The 21,544-nt window shown below is 38.0% G+C and carries 22 protein-coding genes and 1 pseudogene; 4 read left to right on the forward strand and 19 right to left on the reverse strand.

Features of this window, described 5'->3' with window-relative positions; genetic code table 11:
* Positions 1-1,439 precede the first annotated feature (1,439 nt).
* The 16 genes and pseudogenes from AAHB12_RS28870 to AAHB12_RS28945 all read right to left on the reverse strand — a co-directional run bounded on the left by AAHB12_RS28870 (position 1,440) and on the right by AAHB12_RS28945 (position 15,545).
* Positions 1,440-1,706, reverse strand: coding sequence for a DUF3986 family protein (locus AAHB12_RS28870; RefSeq protein WP_342048584.1), 267 nt, complete (start codon positions 1,704-1,706; stop codon positions 1,440-1,442).
* Positions 1,707-1,793: 87 nt separating this feature from the next.
* On the reverse strand, positions 1,794-2,276 hold the full coding sequence (locus tag AAHB12_RS28875; RefSeq protein WP_342048585.1) for a hypothetical protein: 483 nt from the start codon (positions 2,274-2,276) through the stop codon (positions 1,794-1,796).
* 166 nt (positions 2,277-2,442) lie between these two features.
* Positions 2,443-3,174, reverse strand: coding sequence for a GntR family transcriptional regulator (locus AAHB12_RS28880; protein WP_342048586.1), 732 nt, complete (start codon positions 3,172-3,174; stop codon positions 2,443-2,445).
* Between the two features lie 256 nt (positions 3,175-3,430).
* Entirely contained in the window at positions 3,431-4,267 is an 837-nt protein-coding gene (locus tag AAHB12_RS28885; RefSeq protein WP_342048587.1) for a PfkB family carbohydrate kinase, read from the reverse strand.
* Between the two features lie 93 nt (positions 4,268-4,360).
* Entirely contained in the window at positions 4,361-5,128 is a 768-nt protein-coding gene (locus AAHB12_RS28890) for an amino acid ABC transporter ATP-binding protein (protein ID WP_342048588.1), read from the reverse strand.
* The gene (locus AAHB12_RS28895) at positions 5,106-5,780 is read right to left on the reverse strand and encodes an amino acid ABC transporter permease (protein ID WP_342048589.1); all 675 of its coding nucleotides are present in this window, start codon (positions 5,778-5,780) and stop codon (positions 5,106-5,108) included. Before AAHB12_RS28895 ends, AAHB12_RS28890 begins: the two co-directional genes overlap by 23 nt.
* Before the next feature lie 50 nt (positions 5,781-5,830).
* Complete coding sequence (locus tag AAHB12_RS28900) at positions 5,831-6,652, reverse strand: substrate-binding periplasmic protein (RefSeq protein ID WP_342048590.1); 822 nt, start codon at positions 6,650-6,652, stop codon at positions 5,831-5,833.
* A gap of 129 nt (positions 6,653-6,781) precedes the next feature.
* On the reverse strand, positions 6,782-7,633 hold the full coding sequence (locus AAHB12_RS28905) for a YitT family protein (protein ID WP_342048591.1): 852 nt from the start codon (positions 7,631-7,633) through the stop codon (positions 6,782-6,784).
* 68 nt (positions 7,634-7,701) lie between these two features.
* Positions 7,702-8,535, reverse strand: coding sequence for a sugar phosphate isomerase/epimerase family protein (locus AAHB12_RS28910; protein ID WP_342048592.1), 834 nt, complete (start codon positions 8,533-8,535; stop codon positions 7,702-7,704).
* Positions 8,536-8,683: 148 nt separating this feature from the next.
* Positions 8,684-9,697, reverse strand: coding sequence for an SIS domain-containing protein (locus tag AAHB12_RS28915; protein WP_342048593.1), 1,014 nt, complete (start codon positions 9,695-9,697; stop codon positions 8,684-8,686).
* 213 nt (positions 9,698-9,910) lie between these two features.
* The gene (locus AAHB12_RS28920; RefSeq protein ID WP_342048603.1) at positions 9,911-11,287 is read right to left on the reverse strand and encodes an NAD-dependent succinate-semialdehyde dehydrogenase; all 1,377 of its coding nucleotides are present in this window, start codon (positions 11,285-11,287) and stop codon (positions 9,911-9,913) included.
* 84 nt (positions 11,288-11,371) lie between these two features.
* Complete coding sequence (locus tag AAHB12_RS28925) at positions 11,372-12,688, reverse strand: aminotransferase family protein (protein WP_342048594.1); 1,317 nt, start codon at positions 12,686-12,688, stop codon at positions 11,372-11,374.
* 82 nt (positions 12,689-12,770) lie between these two features.
* Complete coding sequence (ald, locus tag AAHB12_RS28930; RefSeq protein ID WP_342048604.1) at positions 12,771-13,904, reverse strand: alanine dehydrogenase; 1,134 nt, start codon at positions 13,902-13,904, stop codon at positions 12,771-12,773.
* A 498-nt stretch (positions 13,905-14,402) separates the two neighbouring features.
* A pseudogene (locus tag AAHB12_RS32015) lies at positions 14,403-14,627 on the reverse strand (DDE-type integrase/transposase/recombinase); the annotation flags it as partial.
* Positions 14,628-15,010: 383 nt separating this feature from the next.
* Complete coding sequence (locus AAHB12_RS28940; protein ID WP_342048595.1) at positions 15,011-15,322, reverse strand: hypothetical protein; 312 nt, start codon at positions 15,320-15,322, stop codon at positions 15,011-15,013.
* 43 nt (positions 15,323-15,365) lie between these two features.
* Positions 15,366-15,545, reverse strand: coding sequence for a hypothetical protein (locus AAHB12_RS28945; protein ID WP_342048596.1), 180 nt, complete (start codon positions 15,543-15,545; stop codon positions 15,366-15,368).
* A 394-nt stretch (positions 15,546-15,939) separates the two neighbouring features.
* Between AAHB12_RS28945 and AAHB12_RS32020 the strand changes: the two genes are divergently transcribed.
* The 4 genes from AAHB12_RS32020 to AAHB12_RS28960 all read left to right on the forward strand — a co-directional run bounded on the left by AAHB12_RS32020 (position 15,940) and on the right by AAHB12_RS28960 (position 18,877).
* On the forward strand, positions 15,940-16,110 hold the full coding sequence (locus tag AAHB12_RS32020; RefSeq protein ID WP_446715631.1) for a GerAB/ArcD/ProY family transporter: 171 nt from the start codon (positions 15,940-15,942) through the stop codon (positions 16,108-16,110).
* Between the two features lie 172 nt (positions 16,111-16,282).
* Positions 16,283-16,537, forward strand: a complete 255-nt coding sequence (locus AAHB12_RS28950) for a SemiSWEET transporter (RefSeq protein ID WP_342048597.1) — start codon at positions 16,283-16,285, stop codon at positions 16,535-16,537.
* 654 nt (positions 16,538-17,191) lie between these two features.
* Positions 17,192-18,028, forward strand: a complete 837-nt coding sequence (locus AAHB12_RS28955) for a polysaccharide deacetylase family protein (RefSeq protein WP_342048598.1) — start codon at positions 17,192-17,194, stop codon at positions 18,026-18,028.
* Positions 18,029-18,691: 663 nt separating this feature from the next.
* Entirely contained in the window at positions 18,692-18,877 is a 186-nt protein-coding gene (locus AAHB12_RS28960; RefSeq protein WP_342048599.1) for a hypothetical protein, read from the forward strand.
* A gap of 197 nt (positions 18,878-19,074) precedes the next feature.
* Here AAHB12_RS28960 and AAHB12_RS28965 read toward each other — a convergent pair whose 3' ends face one another.
* The 3 genes from AAHB12_RS28965 to AAHB12_RS28975 form a co-directional block, all read right to left on the reverse strand.
* Positions 19,075-19,437 (reverse strand): P-II family nitrogen regulator, encoded by a 363-nt coding sequence (locus AAHB12_RS28965; RefSeq protein WP_342048600.1) that lies wholly within the window; start codon positions 19,435-19,437, stop codon positions 19,075-19,077.
* 23 nt (positions 19,438-19,460) lie between these two features.
* A complete protein-coding gene (locus tag AAHB12_RS28970; RefSeq protein ID WP_342048601.1) occupies positions 19,461-20,678 on the reverse strand; it encodes an ammonium transporter in 1,218 nt (405 codons plus the stop codon).
* Between the two features lie 504 nt (positions 20,679-21,182).
* Positions 21,183-21,544, reverse strand: a 362-nt coding sequence (locus AAHB12_RS28975) for a GerAB/ArcD/ProY family transporter (RefSeq protein ID WP_342048602.1), incomplete at its 5' end; no start/stop codon positions are given.

Consider the following 21,544-nt stretch of genomic DNA (forward strand, 5'->3'; position numbering starts at 1 on the left):
AAACCTCTAAATCAGATTTTCCAAGCGTTCTTCTCTTCATAATAACCATCCTCTCTGCTTAAATTAAGGTGTAAAATAGTTAAATTTTTCTAAACATTACCAAATTTATTATAATCTAAGATTAAGAAACGGGTAAAGAATAAGGACTTACAGGCTGCCGAGAAACCTTAACAGTCTGATCAGGAGTATAGCAATAAGGAAATAAGGGACTATCTGCAATTTACTGGTAAAGTTAGAGCAAAATGCAAGATTTACAACGCTAATGGGGGTGTTATTTGCATATTTCATAATGTACCATTACTTTTATTAAGATCATAATAGTATAAGTTAGAGAGATCTAATACAAAAGGTACCATGTAATCCGTATCTTATAGAACGGAGTTGATGAGATTGTAATTCATCAAAATAGATACAAGTGAATCTTCACTCATAAAACAATCATTATCCGCAAGGGATACTTTACGCTTAATATAGAGTGATAAAGTTAAGGAAGAAATTTTACCTATGTGTATCCCAAAATAAACTACCATCGCAAGATGAATTACATGTATTTAAATCAATCAATTTGCTTAAAGGCTTATATCTATCAGGGTGAGGAACTGGATCGGGTCTCAGCGCAGCTGTAACCTTATACATTTTATCCGTGTTTTGCCGTCAGAATCCCATAGCCATTAACCTAAAAAAACTAACTACCCTAAAACATCCCTCTTCAGCCAGATAAAACCTGTAAGGCTTTCCCATATACTCTACCTTAAAGGTCTTTATATCCCACTTCGTACAGATAAACTGGGGCTTGTGGTATTCGTTATGTTTGTGGTTTGGTTTTGGGGTAAAAAGCGGTACCAATTTATGAACCTAAGTTATGACACTTTCATAAGTACTGATTTTATTAGCTCGTCAAATCAGTGTCATATCCTATAAGTTATGACACTTATATTCAACAAAAAAAGTTGTATTTTGGTACTTTCTCTGAAAGAAAAGGGATTATTTTGAATAGAAAAACCCGAAAACACACAGTAAAATCCCTTGTTTTCTACTTTTGTTGGATCCCTTATCTATCGTTATGATATAGGAGAATCCAAGAGCAAAAGAGAGGGAGTTTTTCTGAAACAGCAAACATTCCTGGTGACATTCAAACTCACAAAAGGATCTGTACAACGTGTGATGTATGCAGAGAACGCAGAGAGGTTGAATCAAATGCTAAAAGTGAGCATCGCTCTCGTTCCCTGCATAGAAGCCGGCGGCGCGTTTGTTTTCACTCAACATATCCAAAGCCTTCACATCCAACAACATACCCAATAAGGGGTCCTAACGAAAACGCGGATATTATATATTATCAAGACAGTTTCTAGAAGGAAAATCCGTGTTTTTGCTACGGTAAGAAAGAAAAAATAGCCCGTTTGCGGGCTGTTAGTTGACATAATATCCGTTATTGGAAGTCATATTATCTTGTATTTTCTTAACCACTCTTCAAACTTTCGAGAACCATCTTCATAGGTTAATTCATGAGATTGGATAACAAATATCTGATACCCGAAGTAAGGTGTATAGGCTTTGTCCCTGATAGACGGTGGGACATGTATGTCTGAATCAAAATAAACATCCCAAGTGTCTATCCCTTTTCTCTTGCATGCTATTGCTTCTAAATCATGTCCATTTTCATAATATCCTAAATGTAGATGACCTTCTTCGTAAGAATAATCCATGCTTCTCTCCTTTACGTGAATACAGCAAACCCCTCCTGTTTTCTGGAGAGGCTTCACAATATCCGATATAGAAAGCTACGATATGTGTTAAATTTCTTCTTGGTACAACTCGAACCGCAACGGCTTATAACCAAGGGGAATCTGGAAAGCCTGTAATTTCTCTATCTCATGGAAAAATTCTTCTATCTCACCATCAGTATCAAAGTGCCATTCCGCTTCTTCGCACTCTCTTAACTCTTTTGTAGGTTTAAAAACAAATTCGCAATGAAGCTGTTGATAACCTCCGTTCTCTTCGTCAACAAACTGTCTGACAAAGTCATAATGAAAGAGTTCTTCACCTTCAAAATCATACACACCACACTGGAACAAAATAGCTTTTTCTTCCTCACCTATCACAGTTTTCTTTGCAAACAGCTTAAACTCTTCCCAAACCTTCCTGATGTCTTCTGTGTTTGGACCCAACTGTTGTCTCAGATAATCCTCGGCATTCTTTATGGTAATCATAAAAGTCCACTCCAGATAAAATTTATATGCTAACTCCATAACCAAAGTTTCGTCAACAAGTCTCAACAACAAACCCCTCTCGTTCTCAGAAAGAGGCTTTACAGCATCCGAAAGCGGAAGTAAATCGGCACTGCTCTTTTCAACATTAGTTACCTGTTAAAGGAAATAAAAGGCCTGAGGAGAAGTTGTATCTTTGATGCAAGTCACGGCTATTATCAAAACATAAAGAACCTTATTTGGGATTTGTAGGTTCAGAATAAAATTCAACAAGATCCCCTCTCGCCAATGTCTTAGAATGTTCAATGATCCTATCTGAGGAGTCATATGTTGTCCCTGTAATCAAAAGGCAAGGGCTTTCGTTTTTTATTTTAAGTAGCTTACTTTCGGATTCATTGGATAGTGAGATTCTCATATACTGCTTCTGCTTTGCTAATGTTATTCCATAATATTCGTTTAGTATCTGATATAAGGAAGCAGCATCATGCATGTATTGCTCTATTCCTTCGCAATACTTATACGGAATTTGGCTCAATTCAATGGCGACAGGAACATGGTCGACAAGTCTTAGCCTTTTCAGCGAAAATACTTCTTCTCCAACAGCGATATCAAGAGCATTTGCCAAAGGTTCATCCGCTGGTTCACATCCCATAAAAATAGTGTTTGTTGATGGATTTAGGCCTTTATTCTGCATACCCTTTGTAAAGCTGTTTACAGTAATAAAGTCCCATCGGATTCTCCGATTCGAGATGAATGTGCCTGCTCCGACCTTTCGTTCAACAAAGCCCTCTCTTTCCATCGCAGAAATCGCTTGTCTGACTGTCATTCTGCTAATTTTTAATTGCTCAGCCAGTTCTCTCTCTGAAGGAATTTTATCTCCATGCTTTAATTTTCCGTTTGTGATATCTTCAATAAGCTTAGTCTTTAATTGTTGGTAATAAGGAGTTCCATCTACTGAACGTTCCATATCTTACTCCCCTCTATATATGTTTATAAAGCCTCTAATAAAACAAAAATCTAGTCTATTTTTATAGTTGCCAACACACTGATATATAATTTATTTTAAAGACTAAATGAATAAATCGGCAACTGAAAACGCAGCAAATCCCCCTTTTTCTAAAAAAGGAGGATGACTGTGCTTCGAGTCCCTGATAAAACAAAGGTACTGTCCCTGCCCAAATCTCATATACCTCTTTCGCCCACACATCCCCTAGCCATATATTCTAACAGGAAAGAAGTGAACCCTTAGAAACACCGTAGCCAAACGCACCATATATTCCACATGTTTCTGCAGCTGCCTCGGCCGCCTGCTGCAGAGCTTCTTCCGCGTTATGATTCTGATGATACTGTGTTAAAAACATAGCAATAAACGAATCTCCTGCACCAAGCGTATCTATGACACCATCCTTCTTCACAATAGCTTGTTCGTGGACCTCCCCATTTATAAGGAATAGCGCTCCTTCAGCACCTCTTGTGATTCCTACAACCTCAGTTCCAAGCCTATGCACATGATGCAGCAATTCGATACACTGCTGCCTAGATAAATCGCTTCCTGAAAAAAAGGCATATTGGAGATACGGACAAAGAAGCTCTAGATACTCCTCCTCACGCCGGAGGGAAAAATCAAACGAGATAGCTATATGTTTGGATAGTTCCGGCACTTCTTTTTCAATATAGCTATAAAGACTAGTATGCATAAGATCGTGGGAAGCAATGTAGCTGATATCCGCTTCGCTAAAATTCAATTTAAAAGAGGCTTGCACTCCCCCCTTATTTGACCCTACGAAGATACGGTCTGCTTCATCATTAAGCGAAATGATAGATTCCCAGTTTGGACCATATGCTTTTCTTATTCTAGAAATATCAATACCCTCCGCTTGTAAGCTGTTGGCTACATGTTCTCCTGCAGCATCATTCCCAACAATCCCGATATATGAGTTTTGCGTGGTCCCATATCGCTTAGATAGAACCGCTACGTTAACAGCATTTCCGCCAGGATATATCTTATTTTGGTCTTTATAATAATCAACAACATTATCTCCGACTCCGATTAACTTCATAATACACACCTCATTCTTTTATTTTATATGTATAACCTACGTGCTCTTATATATATTCACCCCTTGTTTTCCAAGGGGCGTTCTTCTCTTTTCCTATACAGCATTTCTTGATAGCGTATTGAGGAATTTTCTAATTCTTTCATTTTTATTATTAGAATGAAAGAACTGATTCGGAGGCGCATCTTGAACGATCACCCCTTGATCGATAAAAATAATCCGGTCCCCTACCTCACGGGCAAATCCCATTTCATGTGTAACGACAGCCATTGTCATTCCTTCATTTGCAAGCTCCTTCATAACAACGAGAACTTCGCCGACAAGCTCAGGGTCCAAAGCAGAGGTAGGTTCATCAAAAAGCAAAAGTTTAGGCTTCATTGCTAATGCCCTTGCAATCGCAATGCGCTGCTGCTGGCCGCCGGAAAGGGAATGCGGATATTGATTACGTTTTTCTGCTAGCCCTACTTTTTCTAATAGGCGTTCTGCTTCTTGAATCGCTACTTCCTTTGCAACCTTTCTCACTTGGATAGGACCTTCAATAATATTTTCAAGAACTGTTTTGTGAGCAAATAAATGGAAGCCTTGAAACACCATACCGATTTCAGTTCTAATTTTACTTAATTCCTTTTCCTTTCGAAGAACCTTTTTACCATTCACATTTTTGAATAAAATAGATTCTCCCTCTAATAAAATGTCTCCATCTGTAGGATGCTCCAGTACATTCATCATCCTTAGAAGCGTACTTTTTCCGCTTCCGCTTGGTCCAACGATTACAACCACCTCACCCTTGCGAATGGATAAATCAATACCCTTTATAACCTCTTTTTCATGAAATGACTTTTTAATGTTGGCTACTTGTAACATTGTTTCGATTCCCCCGCTTCTCTAGATAATTTACAAGCATGGCTAGAGGATAGTGCAGTATCCAGTATACAATCGCAACCATAGTGAAAATTTGTATGTTCTGATACGTGGACGCAGCAAGTAAATTCGCTCTATGCATTAATTCTGAAACTGTTATAACTGCGGCAAGGGAAGAGTTTTTAATTAACACTATAGCCGAATTTCCTATTGCCGGTATAACATTCCGAATCGCTTGCGGCAAGATAACTCTGCGCATAGAGAGCGAGTAATCCATGCCGATCGCCTTTGCCGCTTCCATTTGCCCTTTAGGAATAGATTGAATACCAGCGCGAAACACCTCGGCCAGATATGCACTTTCGTTAATGGATAGCGCAACAATCGCGGCTTGAAAGGCAGTAAGAGAAATCCCTAAATCAGGAAACACAAAGTACACATACATCAACTGCACAAGTAAAGGGGTCCCTCTTATAATACTGATATACACATTACATATTTTGTTAATGATTTTATTGTCTGTGATTTTCCCTAATGCAACAAGTAAGCCGATAATTAGGGAAAGAATGAGGGATATTATGGTTAATTGGACTGTGAGGACAGTTCCCTCAAGTAATTTTGGAGCAAAAACTACAACGTTCGACCAAAGCATTTCCATCCATAATCCTCCTCGCTTATGTTAACTCTCCAGTTTAGCTCTATTTTTTCTTATTTAAAATCCCAGTCAACACCCCATTTTTGATAGATTTTCTTTAATGTTCCGTCATCCTTCATTTCTTTAAGAGCACCGTTCAGCTTCTCCACGAGCTCAGGTCGTTGTTTGGAGATACCAATCCCAATTTTTCCTGTAAGAGAAGGAACATAGTCTTTTACAATACGATATTTCATATTTGGGTTTTTACTTTGAATATAGCTGAAGGAAGGTGCATCAGCCAGTGCTCCGTCTAGGCGGCCAGTCTGAATATCATTTAGAATGTCTGCTAACGTTTGATACGTTTTGACTTGTATATTCAAAGACTTATCCTTTTTCTCCAACATATCTTTATATGATGTTCCCATTTGAACGCCAATTGTTTTCCCCTTTAAATCCTCGATTGATTTCGTAGTCTTGTCCTTCTCTGGCACAATCAATCCCTCTCCGTATGCGAAAACAGGATCAGTAAAGTTAATGGATTTTTTTCGTTCCTCTGTAATGTACATACCGTCCACAATCACATCCGCTTTTCCTGATTGCAGGGAAGGAATGAGAGAGTTCCAATCTCCCGTAGAGAGCTCTGTTTTTAAATGTATTCTCTTAGCCATTTCATTGATAATATCAATCATAAATCCTTCTACAGTATTCGTATCAGGATTTGTCGCATTGAACGGGTATCCGCCGGCTGTTGTAATAATCCTAATTGTATTTGATCCTCCTGATGATGTACCTCCTCCAGATTTTTCCGCGGCTCCGGTTTTGTCTGTCGTTTGTCCACAGGCTGAAGAAATCACTGTAAGTACTAGAACCAAGCATGCAATAAGCCATTTTTTCATGATACATTCCTCCTAAAATTAAATAGTCTCCCTAGTGGAAAAGCGGATACAATACGGAATTTTCTGACTTTTTAAGTATTATACCGGAAAAATACAATTTGGTATATACCAAATCAAAAGATGTAAAAGTTACCAATCGACTTTAAAGTTACCCTCTATTCTCTTAGTCGGAACTGCCAACACAAATGATTCAGGGTCAGTTCCTTTTACAATACGAATGAGTTCTGTCCATTCCACGTTAATAATGACACAAAGCAATACTGTTCTCTGTGTATTACTGTATACCCCTAAGGCATTCCATGATGTGACTCCCCGATTAAGCAGCTTGTTTAATTCGGCAGAAACCTCATCACCATGATTCGTTACAATCATCACCGTTGTTCTTTCGGCAATATGCAGGATAATATCATATGTCCGCGTTCCAACAAAAAAGGAAAGAATTGTGTACATCGCTGACTGGAAATCAAATATCACAGCTGAGATTGCTACAATGCTTGCGCTGAATAGGAGGCCAAATGTACCGATTGAAATGTTAAAGTATTTTGCAATGATACGTGCTAGAATATCAAGTCCACCAACAGAGCCTCCTAATCTCAGAATAAAGGCAGCTCCCATTCCTGAAATAATCGCCCCAAAGATAGAACAAAGTAGAATATCCTCCGTCCATAACGGTCGAACAGGGATCCAATCAAAAAATAAGGAAGATACAATGACAGAAAACACAGTATATACAATGAATTTGCTCCCAATATGAAGATATCCTAAAACCAATAACGGGACATTATACAAAAAATATTGGATTCCGATTGGCCAGCCAAACAAATGATAGAAGATGACACAAACTCCGCCAAGTCCCCCTGCCAGTAAATGCGCTGGTGTTAACAGGCTATTTGTACCAAAGGCAAATAAGAAGCAGCCTATTGTAAGTCCCGCTAATTCGTAAACCACTCGAAGCTTGCCATCCGTATGAAACCTGATCATGTCCAAACATCCCTTTCGATCCGCATCAGGTTAGACTGAAATTGTCTTTCTGTTCTTACCTTGTATACCTAATTCAAAAGTATCCTTTTTACATGCTCTAAGGATTGCGCAAGTGCTTGATCTGGTTCAGTATAATAACGTGAGGATGCCAATTCTAAAGACACATATCCTGAGTAATCATAACTGGCGATTTCGCTTACGTATTGCTCAAGTGGTAAAGTTCCGTGACCGCAGACTAAATGGCCGGAGGGATTACCATCAATCAAGTGAATATGGCGTATATGATCTAGCTGTTGAAAATAGTCAGAAATGGTATCACCAGCTACAGCCATGGCAACGATATCAAGCATTCCCCTGATGCTTTCCATATCAAGCTCTTGCAGTATTTGCTTCAGCTGCTGTAGATTTGTAATCAGATTAGATTCAAATGGCTGCAACGGCTCAAGCAATAACGTTACACCTAGCTCTCTAGCCCTACCCCCTAGTATTGCTAAGGATTGTCTAGATGTATTCCATGCAGCTTCTATCGGTTCGTTGTAATAACCCCAGCCTGGCGTGATTAGCATCATGCTTGTACCTAGTTCGGCTGCAATTTCTATATTTTTCAGATAGTACGCTAGACTTCTTTTTCTCACATCAGGTTCTCTTGCTGCTATGTTATTTGCATACATGATTTGTTCGGGTGTGTAGCAAACAAGCTTCAGATTGCGCTCTTCTATTTTTTTCCTGATCTTTCCTAACTCGAATAAGGTTACATCCTCGGCATACAGATGTGGATATCCACCCCATAATTCAATATTAGTAATCTCATATTTCACCATAGAGTTCAGGAAGTACTCTAATGGAAAACGTAAGTAGTGTAAATTCATACCTGCAATTTGATTTATGTGTATATTGCTCATAGCTTCCACACCCCTCATTCATAACGTGACATGCGCTACTAATTGATTTGTTATGGCTACAATCGTTAGTAACCGCTTACATGCCATGTTATCATAGAATGTTTTTAACTGGAGAGTGCCGTTTGGCACTCTCCAATCTTAGAACGATTTAATAAGCAACCGTTCTGTAGTATCTTCTTTTATCTAAGGAATGGCCGCGTTTGTCCTCCAAATGGATGCTTACTCGTTGCAGAGCAGTTGCCAAAACGATAGGTGCTAGGTACTTTCTGAATTCTGGGCTGATTCCGTCAAGCGCATAGTCTTTTGTATCAAAAATACTTAATTTCTTCGTATACTTTTTCGCAAATTGCTCTACTCGATCCACTAATGGACGGGTTTCATCTTCGCTTTTTAGTAGGATGATGCTTGTATCTTCCTCAACAAGCTCAATTGTACCGTGGAAAAACTCTGCAGCGTGCACAGCCTTTGTACGAATCCATTGCATCTCTTCTAGTACGCACATAGAGTACGCATATGTTCTTCCCCAAGCTGTCCCTGCACCAATTAACATGTGGTACGTTTCGTCCTTATAGGTAAGGGCAAATTGCTCGGCTTTACTGTCTGTCACTTCTTTTACTTGAATTAATGCCTCAGGAAGCACTTGCAGTTCGGATACAAACTTGTCGTAGGCAGGGAATTCGTTATTGTTATACATAAGTCGGAATACAACCAAATACATCTGAAGGTTGATAGAGTCTGCTGCAAAGTCATTCTCAGCATAGTTAGCAATTGGGTAATCTACGATGTTAGCCAGCGGTGTTCCCATTTCTCCTACTAAGCCGATTGTCGTTGCGCCTCTTTTCTTGCAATACTCTGCAGCTGCAACTGTTTCTTCTGTTGTACCAGATAAAGAGGATAGAATGACGATAGAGTCTTTGCCAAATTGTTTATGGTTTTGAAGCATGAACTCAGATGCAATCTCAGCATAGGCTGGTATAGATGAAATAGAATTTAGCATATATTCAAAAGGATACATGATTGCAATAGATCCGCCAGACCCAAGAAGAAAGATGTTCTTGAAAGTCTTTTCTGAGATTTCATCCATGTATGCTTCAATTTGATTTCTTAATCCAACTGCACCGTTTGTAACCCTTAAATACTTTTCAGCTTCAAATTTTAACATCTGTTATTCTCTCCTTATTGTTTGAATGTAAAAGATCCTTCTTGATTAATGGTATATACCATTAACACTAAAATTTTTTCACTTGTCAGTTATTGGTATATACCAAATGATACCATAGAACTTATTTTATTTCAAGATTCAAATTTCATAAAATATTCAGAATTTTTTGTGCTTACGCTGTATTTTGGGATACTCATACCGATCAGACTACATTTATAGGCTAATCGAAATGTATTTTATTTCTACATACTCCTCGATTCCATAATGTCCACCCTCTCTGCCCAGACCGCTCTGTTTCCATCCGCCAAATGGCGCTTGCGCTACAGAAGGAAGCCCATCATTTAATCCAATAATTCCGTATTGGAGTTGTTCACTTATCTGAATCGCTTGACTCAGATTTTCGGTATACACATATGCCGCTAAACCATATGGTGTATCATTTGCCCGCTTGATGACCTCTTCTACTGTTTGAAATACAGCAATAGGTGCCAAAGGTCCAAATGTTTCTTCCCTCATACAAAGCATATCGTCTGAAGCATGGGTAATGACTGTTGGCTCCATAAAGCATCCTCCATTATCGTCCTCCACAATACTCCCTCCAAATGCTAAACTCCCGCCTCTTGCAATTGCATCTTCAATATGCAACTTCACTTTCTCTAACGCAGGTTGGTCAATCAGCGGTCCAATATCCGTCTGGTTGTCCAATCCATTTCCAACCCTCAGCTTTGATACAGCTTCTACAAATTTGCGTTGAAACACATCTGCGCAGCTTTCCTCCACATAAATACGATTTGTGCAAATACACGTTTGTCCGGCATTTCGAAACTTAGACGCAAGTAGTCCTTCAATCGCCTTATCCATGTTTGCATCAGCCATCACAATGAATGGAGCATGCCCGCCTAATTCAAGCGATACCTTCTTCACAGTATCCGCAGCCTTTCTCATTAATAGCTTCCCAATCTCTGTAGACCCGGTAAAAGAAATCTTCCGTACGCGTGTATCCTGCATCCAGGCCTCTCCGATTTCAACCGGATCTCCTGTTACAACCTGAAACACACCCTTTGGAATTCCTGCTTTTTGCGCTAACTCAGCTAGCTTCATAGCTGTTAAAGGCGTTTGCTCTGCAGGCTTTACGACTGCTGTGCAGCCCGAAGCAAGAGCCGGAGCTACCTTTCTTGTAATCATAGCCGCTGGAAAATTCCAAGGAGTAATGGCTGCAATCACCCCAACAGGCTGCTTTTGGACAAGGATACGCTTGGATTGATGTGAAGCTGGAATTGTTTGGCCATACATTCGCTTTCCTTCCTCTGCATACCACGATACAAAGTTGTTTGCATACGTTATTTCACCGATTGCCTCCTTTACGGGCTTGCCTTGCTCCCTTGTCATTAATACGGCTAGTTCTTCCTTTTCTTCTTCTATCAGTTGATGCCATTTCATCAGCAGGGCACTTCGCTCATAAGCTGTTTTTCCTGACCATTCCGGGAAGGCCTCATAAGCCGCAGCCACCGCAGTCTCCGCTTCTTTCCTACCGCTGTTTGGAACAAAGGCAAAGATTTCATTTGTGGCTGGGTTTTTAATAGCAATCATCTCAGTATCCTTTACATATCTGCTCACCAGTTTCCCCCCTTGTTTCCTGTATACATTCCCTTATTCATTCAAAGGAAGCAGTTTTCACTCACAAGCTAAAATAGAATCGTGGAGAATCTCAATCATTCGCTCGATCTCCGCCTTGTTGATTGTTAATGGAGGCGCGAATACCAGCGTATCCTGTCCATCAAAGGTAACTGTTCTGCAAATTAAACCGCGTTTTGCAGCCTCTGAAACAATCAAAGGCGCAACAGGAGTTAAAAATCTTTCCTTTGTCTCAGGGTTTTTGACAATTTCAATGCCTCCCATTAAGCCAAGACCTCTTACCTCGCCAACAATGCTCCGATTTGCCTGCAGCCACTTGAATCCGCTTAGCATTTCTCTTCCCATAGCTTCTGCATTTTCAATGAGATGTTCCTGCTCGATGATTTCAAGATTCTTCAGGGCAACAGCGCATGCCATTGGGTGCCCACTATAAGTGTACCCATGCAGAAGTACACCTTCTGAAAGCTCAATGAACTCTTGATGAATCCGTTCTGAGAGCATCACTCCGCCTAGCTGAGCATATCCACTTGTAACTCCTTTTGCAAAGCACATCATATCAGGGGCGACACCGTAGTGCTCGATGCCAAAGTATTTTCCTGTTCTTCCGAATCCAGTAATCACCTCGTCTGTAATGAATAAGATCCCGTATTCATCACATATACCTCTTACTTCTTTGAAATAGTCCGCAGAAGCAACATGAACGCCTCCCGCTCCTTGAACCGGCTCGGCAATAAAAGCAGCCACTGTTTCAGGCCCCTCCGCTTCAATCACTTCGCGCAGAGACTGAGGAGAGAAATGGTCGACATAACAGAAATCTGGAGCCAGTGAATTTGTAAAATCCCGAAAAGGCTTCAATCCTGTTGCACTCGTCGCTCCCATTGCTACACCATGATAGGACTTCGTTCTTGAAATAATTTTTTTCCGACCGACCTGTCCTTTTAGAATCCAATAATGCCGAGCCAGCTTATAGGCAGTATCATTAGACTCTGATCCCCCGGAGGTGAAAAACGTAGCACTTAAATCTCCAGGAGCAATTTGAGAAAGCTTAGATGCCAACCGAATGGCAGGTTCATTACTGAATGTAGCAAAGCAGGATGTGAAGGCCAACTTTGACATTTGCTCCATTGCCACCTTGCCTATCTCTTCTCTGCCGTGACCAATATTGACATTCCAAAGAGAAGACATTCCATCAATTACTGCTTTTCCCGTCACATCATATAGATGGATTCCTTTTCCTTCAGTAAAAATAAAAGCAGGTCCTTGCTCTTGCTGCTGTTTAATGGAGGACGTGGGATGTAGAAAATATTTTTTATCCAAGTCCGCTAATGTTTGAATGAAGTCTACATCTTGTATCATGCTAGACATCCTTTCTTTTTATAAGGGTAAGGCAACCAATGAATAGATTACTAAGGTAGTTTATCTATTGTCTCGTACTGAATTAAATTGCAGCTAGCTCCTTTTCAAGTGCTTTTTCAACCTGCACATATTCATAGCCCAAGTCTCTTGCCACAGCTTCATATGTAATCTCGCCATTTGCTACATTTACCCCAAGCTGTAAGGACTTGTTTTCAGAGATTGCCTTGTACACGCCCTTATTTGCGATTTGTAATGCATAAGGAACCGTTACGTTTGTTAAGGCAATTGTAGATGTTCTCGGAACAGCACCAGGCATGTTGGCTACTGCATAATGTACAACACCGTATCTGTTATATGTTGGCTGGTCATGTGTTGTAATATGATCGACTGTCTCTACAATACCGCCTTGATCAACAGCAACATCAACGATAACGGAGCCAAGTTTCATCGCTTTTACCATATTTTCTGTTACAAGCTTAGGAGCTTTTGCACCCGGAATTAATACCGCACCGATTAAAAGGTCAGCCTCTGCTACAGCTTCTGCAATGTTTAATGGATTGGACATTAATGTTTGGATTTGATTTCCAAAGATATCATCTAATTGACGTAAACGGTCCGCACTTACATCGATAATTGTGACATCTGCTCCTAAACCGATTGCAAGTTTCGCCGCATTTGTACCCACAACGCCGCCGCCAATGATTGTCACCTTACCACGGCTCACTCCAGGAACACCTGCAAGAAGGATGCCCTTGCCTCCATTTGATTTTTGTAAAAATTGAGCACCAATTTGTGCAGCCATGCGTCCAGCAACTTCACTCATTGGAGTAAGAAGAGGAAGCAGACGATTAACGGCTACTGTTTCATACGCGATTGCAACCACGCCTTTATCCTTTAGAGCTTTTGCTAAAGACGGCTCAGCTGCTAAGTGTAAATAAGTGAATAAAATCAACCCTTCACGGAAGTAAGCATATTCACTTTCAAGAGGCTCCTTTACCTTCATTACCATCTCAGCCCCAGCCCAAACATCCGCAGCTCCTTCAATTAGTTCTGCTCCTACGGCAATATAGTCTTCATTCGTAAAGCCACTTCCAATACCGGCATCTTTTTCTACCAATACTTTATGTCCCGCGTTTACAAAGGAGATAACCCCTGCAGGAGTAAGAGCAACACGGTTTTCATTATTTTTAACTTCCTTAGGTACACCAATAATCATCATCTAACATCCTCCCCCAACAATATTTGGCCATTATATACCTTTTGATTGGACTTTTAATCCCATTACAGCTTTCATAGTTTGTAAATATTTTTGTCTCAAGTTTTAATAGATTCAATTTCCCCCTTGTCATTTCATTTTTATGTTAAAAGGAAATCTGTAACTTTTGGTATATACCATTAAAGACAAAATATAATTTATTGGTATATACCATTAAAGTTAAATTGCAATTAATGGTATATACCAAGAGAGTACCATAAACTCTATTTCTTTTCAATATTTTAATTTTAAAAATTTTCAGAATAGTCAAAAGGGATTCTATGTGCTTTACAATCCCCCCAATCCCTGTTATTCAATCCTGAATTACATAAAAACGAATGGGTTAGCCTAGAAGCCCATACCTGCTATACTTCATTCTCCCTACTTCCCTGTTGATAGTATTATAACCATATATGTTTGTCATCTATCAATAAAGGCGGTAGATTTCCTTACATTATTTTAAAAATACATAGATTCTATATGAAACGCATTAAAGATTTTTGGGTTCTGGTGCAAATATGATTTTTTAGAAGCATAGAATCTCAATATCCTTTTGGCAGTTCGAAACGATTTCAATCCTAGCATAGAACGAACTCGTTTCTTTATAAAGCGATGATCTTGCTCAATGATATTATTTAGGTACTTCTGTTGTCTTATTTGCGTACCAGAAGGCATGCTTTTTTTGATAGAATAGAAGAATGAATGACAGGAGAACCCCCTTAATTTTTTATGTTTGTAATTTTATAATAAAATACGGTATATGAAATTATGTATATTACATCTAAAAAGCAACGAAGGCTGGCTTACGACAAAAAGCATCTATTATACAATAATGTGATTTTCTAGAAATAAGTTCTTATTGTTGCTACGGTGAAATAAAAAAACCTGTTGATGGTCCGGTTAACATAAGATGCTTTATCGGGAGTCAATGTATGTAGTAGACTACCAAAAGCCCTTCAGTTAAAATGATATGCACCCCCGGGATACATAGGTTACCCGGAGGTTTATCTATATCTATCTTAAGGGGTGCACATCAATTGGGGTGCAGTCATAAAAGAGGCTCTTTTTTATATCTTTTGCTCCTGATACTCAGCAAACCATCCTTCTCCGAATTCTCCAAAAAGAAACTCATCAAATTCTTCGTGAAAGGATTGTATGACCAATAGACTCCCGTTCGATCTTTGCTCAGCTAAATCTTCCAAATACCTCTTAAGCTGATCAGGATACAATACCGCTTTTTGACCATCAACAAGATCTTCTGAAACATAAAAATCCCTTCCATTAAACAGCACATACGGATTTGCATCTTCATTCCTAGATAAAATTCGATTTACCTTTTGTAGAAGCTGGAAAGCTTGTTCTTCTGTAAAATACTTCATTATGATAGCTCCTTTCGTAAAAAGACTATGGAAGTATGTATAACTACAGTTGTAGCCCTTTGTTCCTTTTAACGTTTATCTCTTGTTTATGAGCAGGATCGATCAATTTACTTAAAGGCTTATATCTATCAGGGTGAGGAATTGGATCGGGCCTTAGCGCAGCCAAAGGATTTTTTTGGAGAACATGAAACTTCATATCTTCCCTAATCCAGTCCTTTGCCATTTTTGGCTTTCTCCATTCTTTTTGAACATCCTCTAAAGACTTTCTGGTAGCAAATATTACACCTCAGTATAGGAATCTTGATGGTACATAAATATCTTTGTGTCTTTGAAAGAGCAGCATTAAAAACCTTATCTTATGGGGCTGTATTTTTGTCTTTTAGAGACATCTTTTCAAATAATTATAAATATATAGAAAAAATCTTAAAGTTTTCATTGACCGAAAACGTTTTTAGCAGTATTATGGTCTCAAAGATAACCAAAATATACTCAACATATAATAATTTTTCCTCAGGATGAGTGGGGAAAGGTAAGAAAATCGACTTACCTTCTTTCTTCGTGGTTCAAAAGTGATTAAATTTTGATTATATATAGGTTATGTATGGATCCTGTTTGGGATTAATGGCATAGAGATAAAACAAACACCTGTACTTGGGACAGGAATAAAAACGGTAGGGAAGGTATCATTTCTCAATCTTACCACATTACCATACGGGGAATTGATTGTATTCACCATGGTTTGGCCATTGTTAAAAGATAGAAGAAAGGTTAAGACAGTGGGGAGGTAGTGTTATTTAGAGACTAATGGATATGGTAGGCAAGCATTTGCTTTTTTCGCAAACGATTGTTTAAATGATTTGGAAAGTGTTAGTTAAAACTACGATAGTAAAGAAAATGTAAATACTAGTATTTTTCATGAAAATAACTTTTTATTACAAAATTGAATTGGAGGAAAAGTCCGTGAATTTTTTTTCAATAGTCGGAATGGTTGCCGCATTCTTGACTACGTTTTCACTTTTACCGCAAACCATTAAAACAATAAAAGAAAAAAATACAGAAGGAATATCTGTACTTATGTATAGTATGTTTACTGCGGGTGTATTTCTTTGGTTACTATATGGTTTTTACACAAAAGACATCCCAGTAATGCTTGCCAACTTAGTAACACTTTTTTTTGCTGTTACAATTCTTACATTAAAACTTAAATATCGTTGAATACGTAAGCTGAATTTCATTCTACAAGAAATTCAGCTTTTTGTTGGTTCTGGTGCAAAAATTTCAAGATAATGGGGGCATTATTTGTATAACTCGTTATATACCAGTACTTCTATTGGAGGTATCATCGTATCAGTTAGATAAACCTAGTACAAAGAGCACCATGTAATCCATAGAATATGGGATGGAGTTGATGATATTGGAGTTCATAAAAAGAAATACAAATGAACATTCACTTGTAGAACGATCGTTATCTACATTTGATTTATAGGTATTTTTAGGTAGATACTTCGGTAATTTCTTAATAACAGACCATGTTCCTACATAAGTATGTGTTACTTATATTAGTGAAAGGACGAACTAAAATATGTTCGCTCTCATTGTTTTAGGAATGGCTTTTTATAGAGTGTGGTATGCCATTCGCAACTTCCAAAGATCCATGAGTTTTCTTAGATAGGAATAGAAACATTTAACAATACACTCGGTTGAAAGCTTAAATAGATCATGTCGATATATTTGAATCAACTATAAAAAAATCAATCATAAAATTTTGATAAATAAATTATTTTTTATTGAATCGGACATTAGATTCACATACAATTGATTGGGAATAGTTTACCAATATTTTAGATTTCCGAGAGAGGATTATAGGCTATGGCAAGATTAAATAGAAAACGTTCTAAACCGCCTTTTATAAAGTATATTTTTTTTACCATTGTTGTCCTAAGCATAGCCGGATATAGTGGTTGGAAAGTAAGTGCTCAAATTCAAGCTGCAGCTCCGTCATCTAACTATGAAGTGAATTTGGTTTCAACACTTCCTCAGACAAATATGCAAAAAGAAATACCTCAGAAATATAATGGAAAAACACGTAAAATAGCGTATCTCACATTTGATGATGGACCTGGAGAGTATACAAATCAATTGTTAGATATTTTAAAGCAACATGATGCAAAGGCAACCTTCTTTGTTTTAGGTTCCAATGTAAATCTCTATAAGGATGTCGCCAAAAGAGCGGTCAATGAAGGTCATTATATTGCAATGCATAGCATGACACATGATTATCAAAAATTATATGGACAACAAACCTTTCTACCTGAAATGAAGGAAAATCAACAAATCATACAAGATGTAACAGGACAGCATTCTAATCTTGTCCGTGCTCCATATGGTTCTATGCCAGGTCTCAACAAGGCGTTACGGGATCAAGTAGCGGATGCCCAGCTTAAGCTATGGGATTGGACAATTGATTCACTAGATTGGAAATATAATCGAGTTCCCCTAGATCAGTCGGTGCCTGCAATTGTGAACTTAGTTGTTTCTCAATCAACAAAGGATAAAGAAGTAATATTGCTTCATGATATTCATGCTCAATCTGTTCAAGCAGTTCCTCTGATTATTCAAAAATTAAAGGAACAAGGGTACGAATTTGAGGCTTATGATGAGAAAGAGCATTTTATTGTAAACTTTTGGCACGATCAAAGATTGTAGAAGAATCCCCTTTATTATGGTGATAGACAAACCCAGCTTAGTAAGCGTAGATTGTACCATCTCATCGTTAACAAAATCGTACCATACCAATACTATTTACATTTTTTCTCTATATCGATTACTCTCCTTTTTTAGAGTAATAGTATCAGTATGTCTAGGCTTTAAAGATTCATTGCAATTATCCTGAAGTTTTTGCACCAAAACCAGATGAGGTTATATGAATTACAAGTGCTTCCTGAACTTTATCCCTCATATAAACTTCAATTCAACTAAAAAGACAGGATAAACTTCATTTCGAATATAAAATATAGGCTAAAAATTGTGCAAGGAAAGCAAAAAACCATGTTCTCCATGGGGAAGAGAACATGGCAAGATGGATGAAAGAGGATACATTAGTTATCACTTGGCTTATGGAATTGACCTACGATAAGATTAGACAAATTTAATACTTCAAAGGGGAGTAGCTGTACAACAATAGTCGTCATTACGAAACGTTATGTTTCCGGCTTTGTTGGCAATATTAATTGTTAGCAAGACCTTTGCCTAAGTTTTTAGCTAGGTAAAAGTCTGTTTTCGTACATCCAACGCTTTTATCTACAAAAAAGATAAAAGCGTTTTTTGTTTTGGCATAGATTTAAAAATATTATGAGGAGTGGTTAAATCATGTTCAAGAAACTATTTGATTCACTAACGAATAATAAGCATAAGCATTATAGTAGCAGTGATTATGAGGGGAGAAGATCACATAGCAGCAGCGATGGTTATAGAAAAAGCCATGGTGACCATGGAAGTTATGGGTATCACCACTATAAGAGAAAAAGAAAGAGTGGAAGCTTTTTCAGTAGTTAAACAAGATAATAGCGACTAAAAAAGGAGTAAAACCTTAAAAACAGCCCTTCAAAAGGGTTGTCTGTTGACATAAGGATTCGAAAGCGGAAGTTCTATTATTCCCCATTCTGGTATCATAAAAAAAGCATACCTATCGGTATGCAACTTAGGCAAAAAAATATTTAAGTAACATTGTAGAACAGGATTATCGCTTCATTTTATTTCTCGTTTTGCAATGCATCGTACCCTTCTTCACCGGTCCGGATTTTGATCGCATTTGCAATTTCATATACAAAGATTTTTCCGTCTCCAGGTTGTCCCGTCTTTAATACTCGACGAGCAGTATCAATGACTGATTGGACAGGTACTTTACAAACGACAATTTCAACTTTAATACGTTCATGCATATCCACTTCACGTTTGACACCACGATATAATTCTGTAAAACCTTTTTGCAAACCACATCCGAGCACATTTGAAACAGTTAAACCACTAACACCAATTTTTGCTAATTCTTGTTTTAATTCATCGAATTTGATAGGGCGTGTAATAATTTCAATTTTTGTTAACTTACCACTCATACAATCACCCTTTTCATAAACTTTTATTCATGATACGCTTTTTCGCCATGCAGTGTAATATCAAGTCCGAGTGCTTCTTCATCATCACTTACACGAATAGGCATAAAAATACTTACACATTTAATAATAATATAAGTTACGACTGCAACAAATAGATATGTTGCAATAATTGCAATGATTTGTTTCCAAAGTAAGCTCACATCACCATAAAATAATCCGTTTGCCCCAGCTGGGTTGACAGATGTTGTAGCAAATAATCCTGTTGCAATGGCTCCCCATGTTCCGCCAATGCCATGTAGTCCAAATGCATCTAGTGCGTCATCATAGCCAAGCTTTGCTTTCAACGAGAAAATAGCCCAGAAGCAGATAGCACCGCCAATAAAACCAATTAAAATAGAAACAAACGGGGTAACAAATCCACAAGCTGGTGTAATAGCGACAAGACCAGCTAATGCACCTGATATAGCTCCTAGCATGGTTGGCTTTTTACTGAGGAACCACTCAACTAGAATCCAACCAACAATCCCTGCTGCTGCTGCTGTATTTGTGTTAACAAACGCAATCATGGCTACATCGTTTAAGGATAACGCACTGCCGACATTAAAACCAAACCAACCAAACCAAAGAATTCCTGCTCCTAATACAGCAAGTGGTAAGTTATGAGGGGTTGTGGTGTTTGCATTTTTTCGTTTTCTTAATACAATAGCTAATACTAAACCTGCAACACCAGATGAAATATGAACAACGGTTCCTCCAGCAAAATCAAGAGCACCTAGTTCACGTAACCAACCTCCTACTCCCCATACCCAATGAGCAACAGGAGCATATACGATAACTGTCCATAATGATGTGAACAAAATAAAAGCTGAAAAACGCATGCGTTCTGCAAGAGCACCTGACATAATAGCAGGAGCTAAAACTGCAAACATCAGTTGAAACATCATAAATAGGTTGTGAGGAATTGTTCCACTATAATCAGGATTTGGTTTAAATGAAACACCTTTTAACCCCACCCAATCGAAGCCTCCGATCCAAGCATTTCCCCCTGGAGCAAATGAAAGAGAATATCCGATTATAATCCATAAAATAGAGACGATTGCGATTGATCCATAACTGTGCATCGTTGTACTTAGAACGTTTTTACTTCTCACCATGCCACTATAAAATAGAGCTAAACCTGGTGTCATTAACATAACCATAACTGTTGCAAGAAATACAAATATCGAATCACCCATTTGCATATTTTATTCCTCCATTTACATAAAAAAGAAAATGAATACTAACAAAACTATGTTACATCTTCTGACATATAAGATTATATTACATATCATATAATCTTCATTTGGGCCTTTCAATCTTTTTTAAAATGTATATTTTCCCAAATTCGTAAGAAATAATAACCTACTGCTTTATTTTCAATCATTAATATAGAATTGGTTGTTTATTAAATATACTTGTCTAACAATCTGATACTGTTGTGACTAATGATTATAAAATTGTAATCAATACGCATATAGTTTGACTTACTTCTTTATTTCATACGTCCTATAAGGGATCCTAGCAGTAAAACGCAGATATTATACACTAAGACAGTTTTTGGAAGGGGCATACTCGATATTGTTCCGGTAAGACAATAAAAAACAGCCCGTTAGGGCTGTCAGTTTACATAAGATTCGATTTAGGAAGTTAAAAAAGCCTTCGTGTTTGTTTAAATCTGATGGCGTTGGAATATGGCGTAGAGGTTATTATGTTACATTTGATTTCGATTTGTCTTTCTTCTTGAAACCATTCTGAATCATGGAAACAAACAACATAACCAATGGTATGATCACCATAATAGGCGGAAAAAAGAAGTATTGTGTCGTTTTCTGCCCTTCTTCAATATGTTCTGCAAAATTTGAAGCGATCGCTATTGATAAAAAAATGAGAATAATCCCGGCTGGTAAAAGAATTTGTTGATGATTTTTTAAATTGAACAAATCGACCATTCCGATTACTGCACTATAAAAAAGAATGGATATTTTGAAAAACATAAGGATGAGAAGAGTAAGGACAACAAGAGCGTCCAGCCGTTGTAAAAATTCCATAAGATTGACTTTTGCGATGC

The sequence above is a fragment of the Bacillus sp. OTU530 genome (assembly GCF_038440375.1).

Excerpts from the sequence above, each read along its gene's own strand:
- AAHB12_RS28870 (WP_342048584.1), bottom strand. The coding sequence starts at position 1,706 with ATGGATTATTCTTACGAAGAAGGTCATCTACATTTAGGATATTATGAA.
- AAHB12_RS28880 (WP_342048586.1), bottom strand. The coding sequence starts at position 3,174 with ATGGAACGTTCAGTAGATGGAACTCCTTATTACCAACAATTAAAGACT.
- AAHB12_RS28885 (WP_342048587.1), bottom strand. The coding sequence starts at position 4,267 with ATGAAGTTAATCGGAGTCGGAGATAATGTTGTTGATTATTATAAAGAC.
- AAHB12_RS28890 (WP_342048588.1), bottom strand. The coding sequence starts at position 5,128 with ATGTTACAAGTAGCCAACATTAAAAAGTCATTTCATGAAAAAGAGGTT.
- AAHB12_RS28895 (WP_342048589.1), bottom strand. The coding sequence starts at position 5,780 with ATGGAAATGCTTTGGTCGAACGTTGTAGTTTTTGCTCCAAAATTACTT.
- AAHB12_RS28900 (WP_342048590.1), bottom strand. The coding sequence starts at position 6,652 with ATGAAAAAATGGCTTATTGCATGCTTGGTTCTAGTACTTACAGTGATT.
- AAHB12_RS28905 (WP_342048591.1), bottom strand. The coding sequence starts at position 7,633 with ATGATCAGGTTTCATACGGATGGCAAGCTTCGAGTGGTTTACGAATTA.
- AAHB12_RS28910 (WP_342048592.1), bottom strand. The coding sequence starts at position 8,535 with ATGAGCAATATACACATAAATCAAATTGCAGGTATGAATTTACACTAC.
- AAHB12_RS28915 (WP_342048593.1), bottom strand. The coding sequence starts at position 9,697 with ATGTTAAAATTTGAAGCTGAAAAGTATTTAAGGGTTACAAACGGTGCA.
- AAHB12_RS28920 (WP_342048603.1), bottom strand. The coding sequence starts at position 11,287 with ATGATTGCTATTAAAAACCCAGCCACAAATGAAATCTTTGCCTTTGTT.
- AAHB12_RS28925 (WP_342048594.1), bottom strand. The coding sequence starts at position 12,688 with ATGATACAAGATGTAGACTTCATTCAAACATTAGCGGACTTGGATAAA.
- ald (WP_342048604.1), bottom strand. The coding sequence starts at position 13,904 with ATGATTATTGGTGTACCTAAGGAAGTTAAAAATAATGAAAACCGTGTT.
- AAHB12_RS28940 (WP_342048595.1), bottom strand. The coding sequence starts at position 15,322 with ATGAAGTATTTTACAGAAGAACAAGCTTTCCAGCTTCTACAAAAGGTA.
- AAHB12_RS28945 (WP_342048596.1), bottom strand. The coding sequence starts at position 15,545 with ATGGCAAAGGACTGGATTAGGGAAGATATGAAGTTTCATGTTCTCCAA.
- AAHB12_RS28955 (WP_342048598.1), top strand. The coding sequence starts at position 17,192 with ATGGCAAGATTAAATAGAAAACGTTCTAAACCGCCTTTTATAAAGTAT.
- AAHB12_RS28960 (WP_342048599.1), top strand. The coding sequence starts at position 18,692 with ATGTTCAAGAAACTATTTGATTCACTAACGAATAATAAGCATAAGCAT.
- AAHB12_RS28965 (WP_342048600.1), bottom strand. The coding sequence starts at position 19,437 with ATGAGTGGTAAGTTAACAAAAATTGAAATTATTACACGCCCTATCAAA.
- AAHB12_RS28970 (WP_342048601.1), bottom strand. The coding sequence starts at position 20,678 with ATGCAAATGGGTGATTCGATATTTGTATTTCTTGCAACAGTTATGGTT.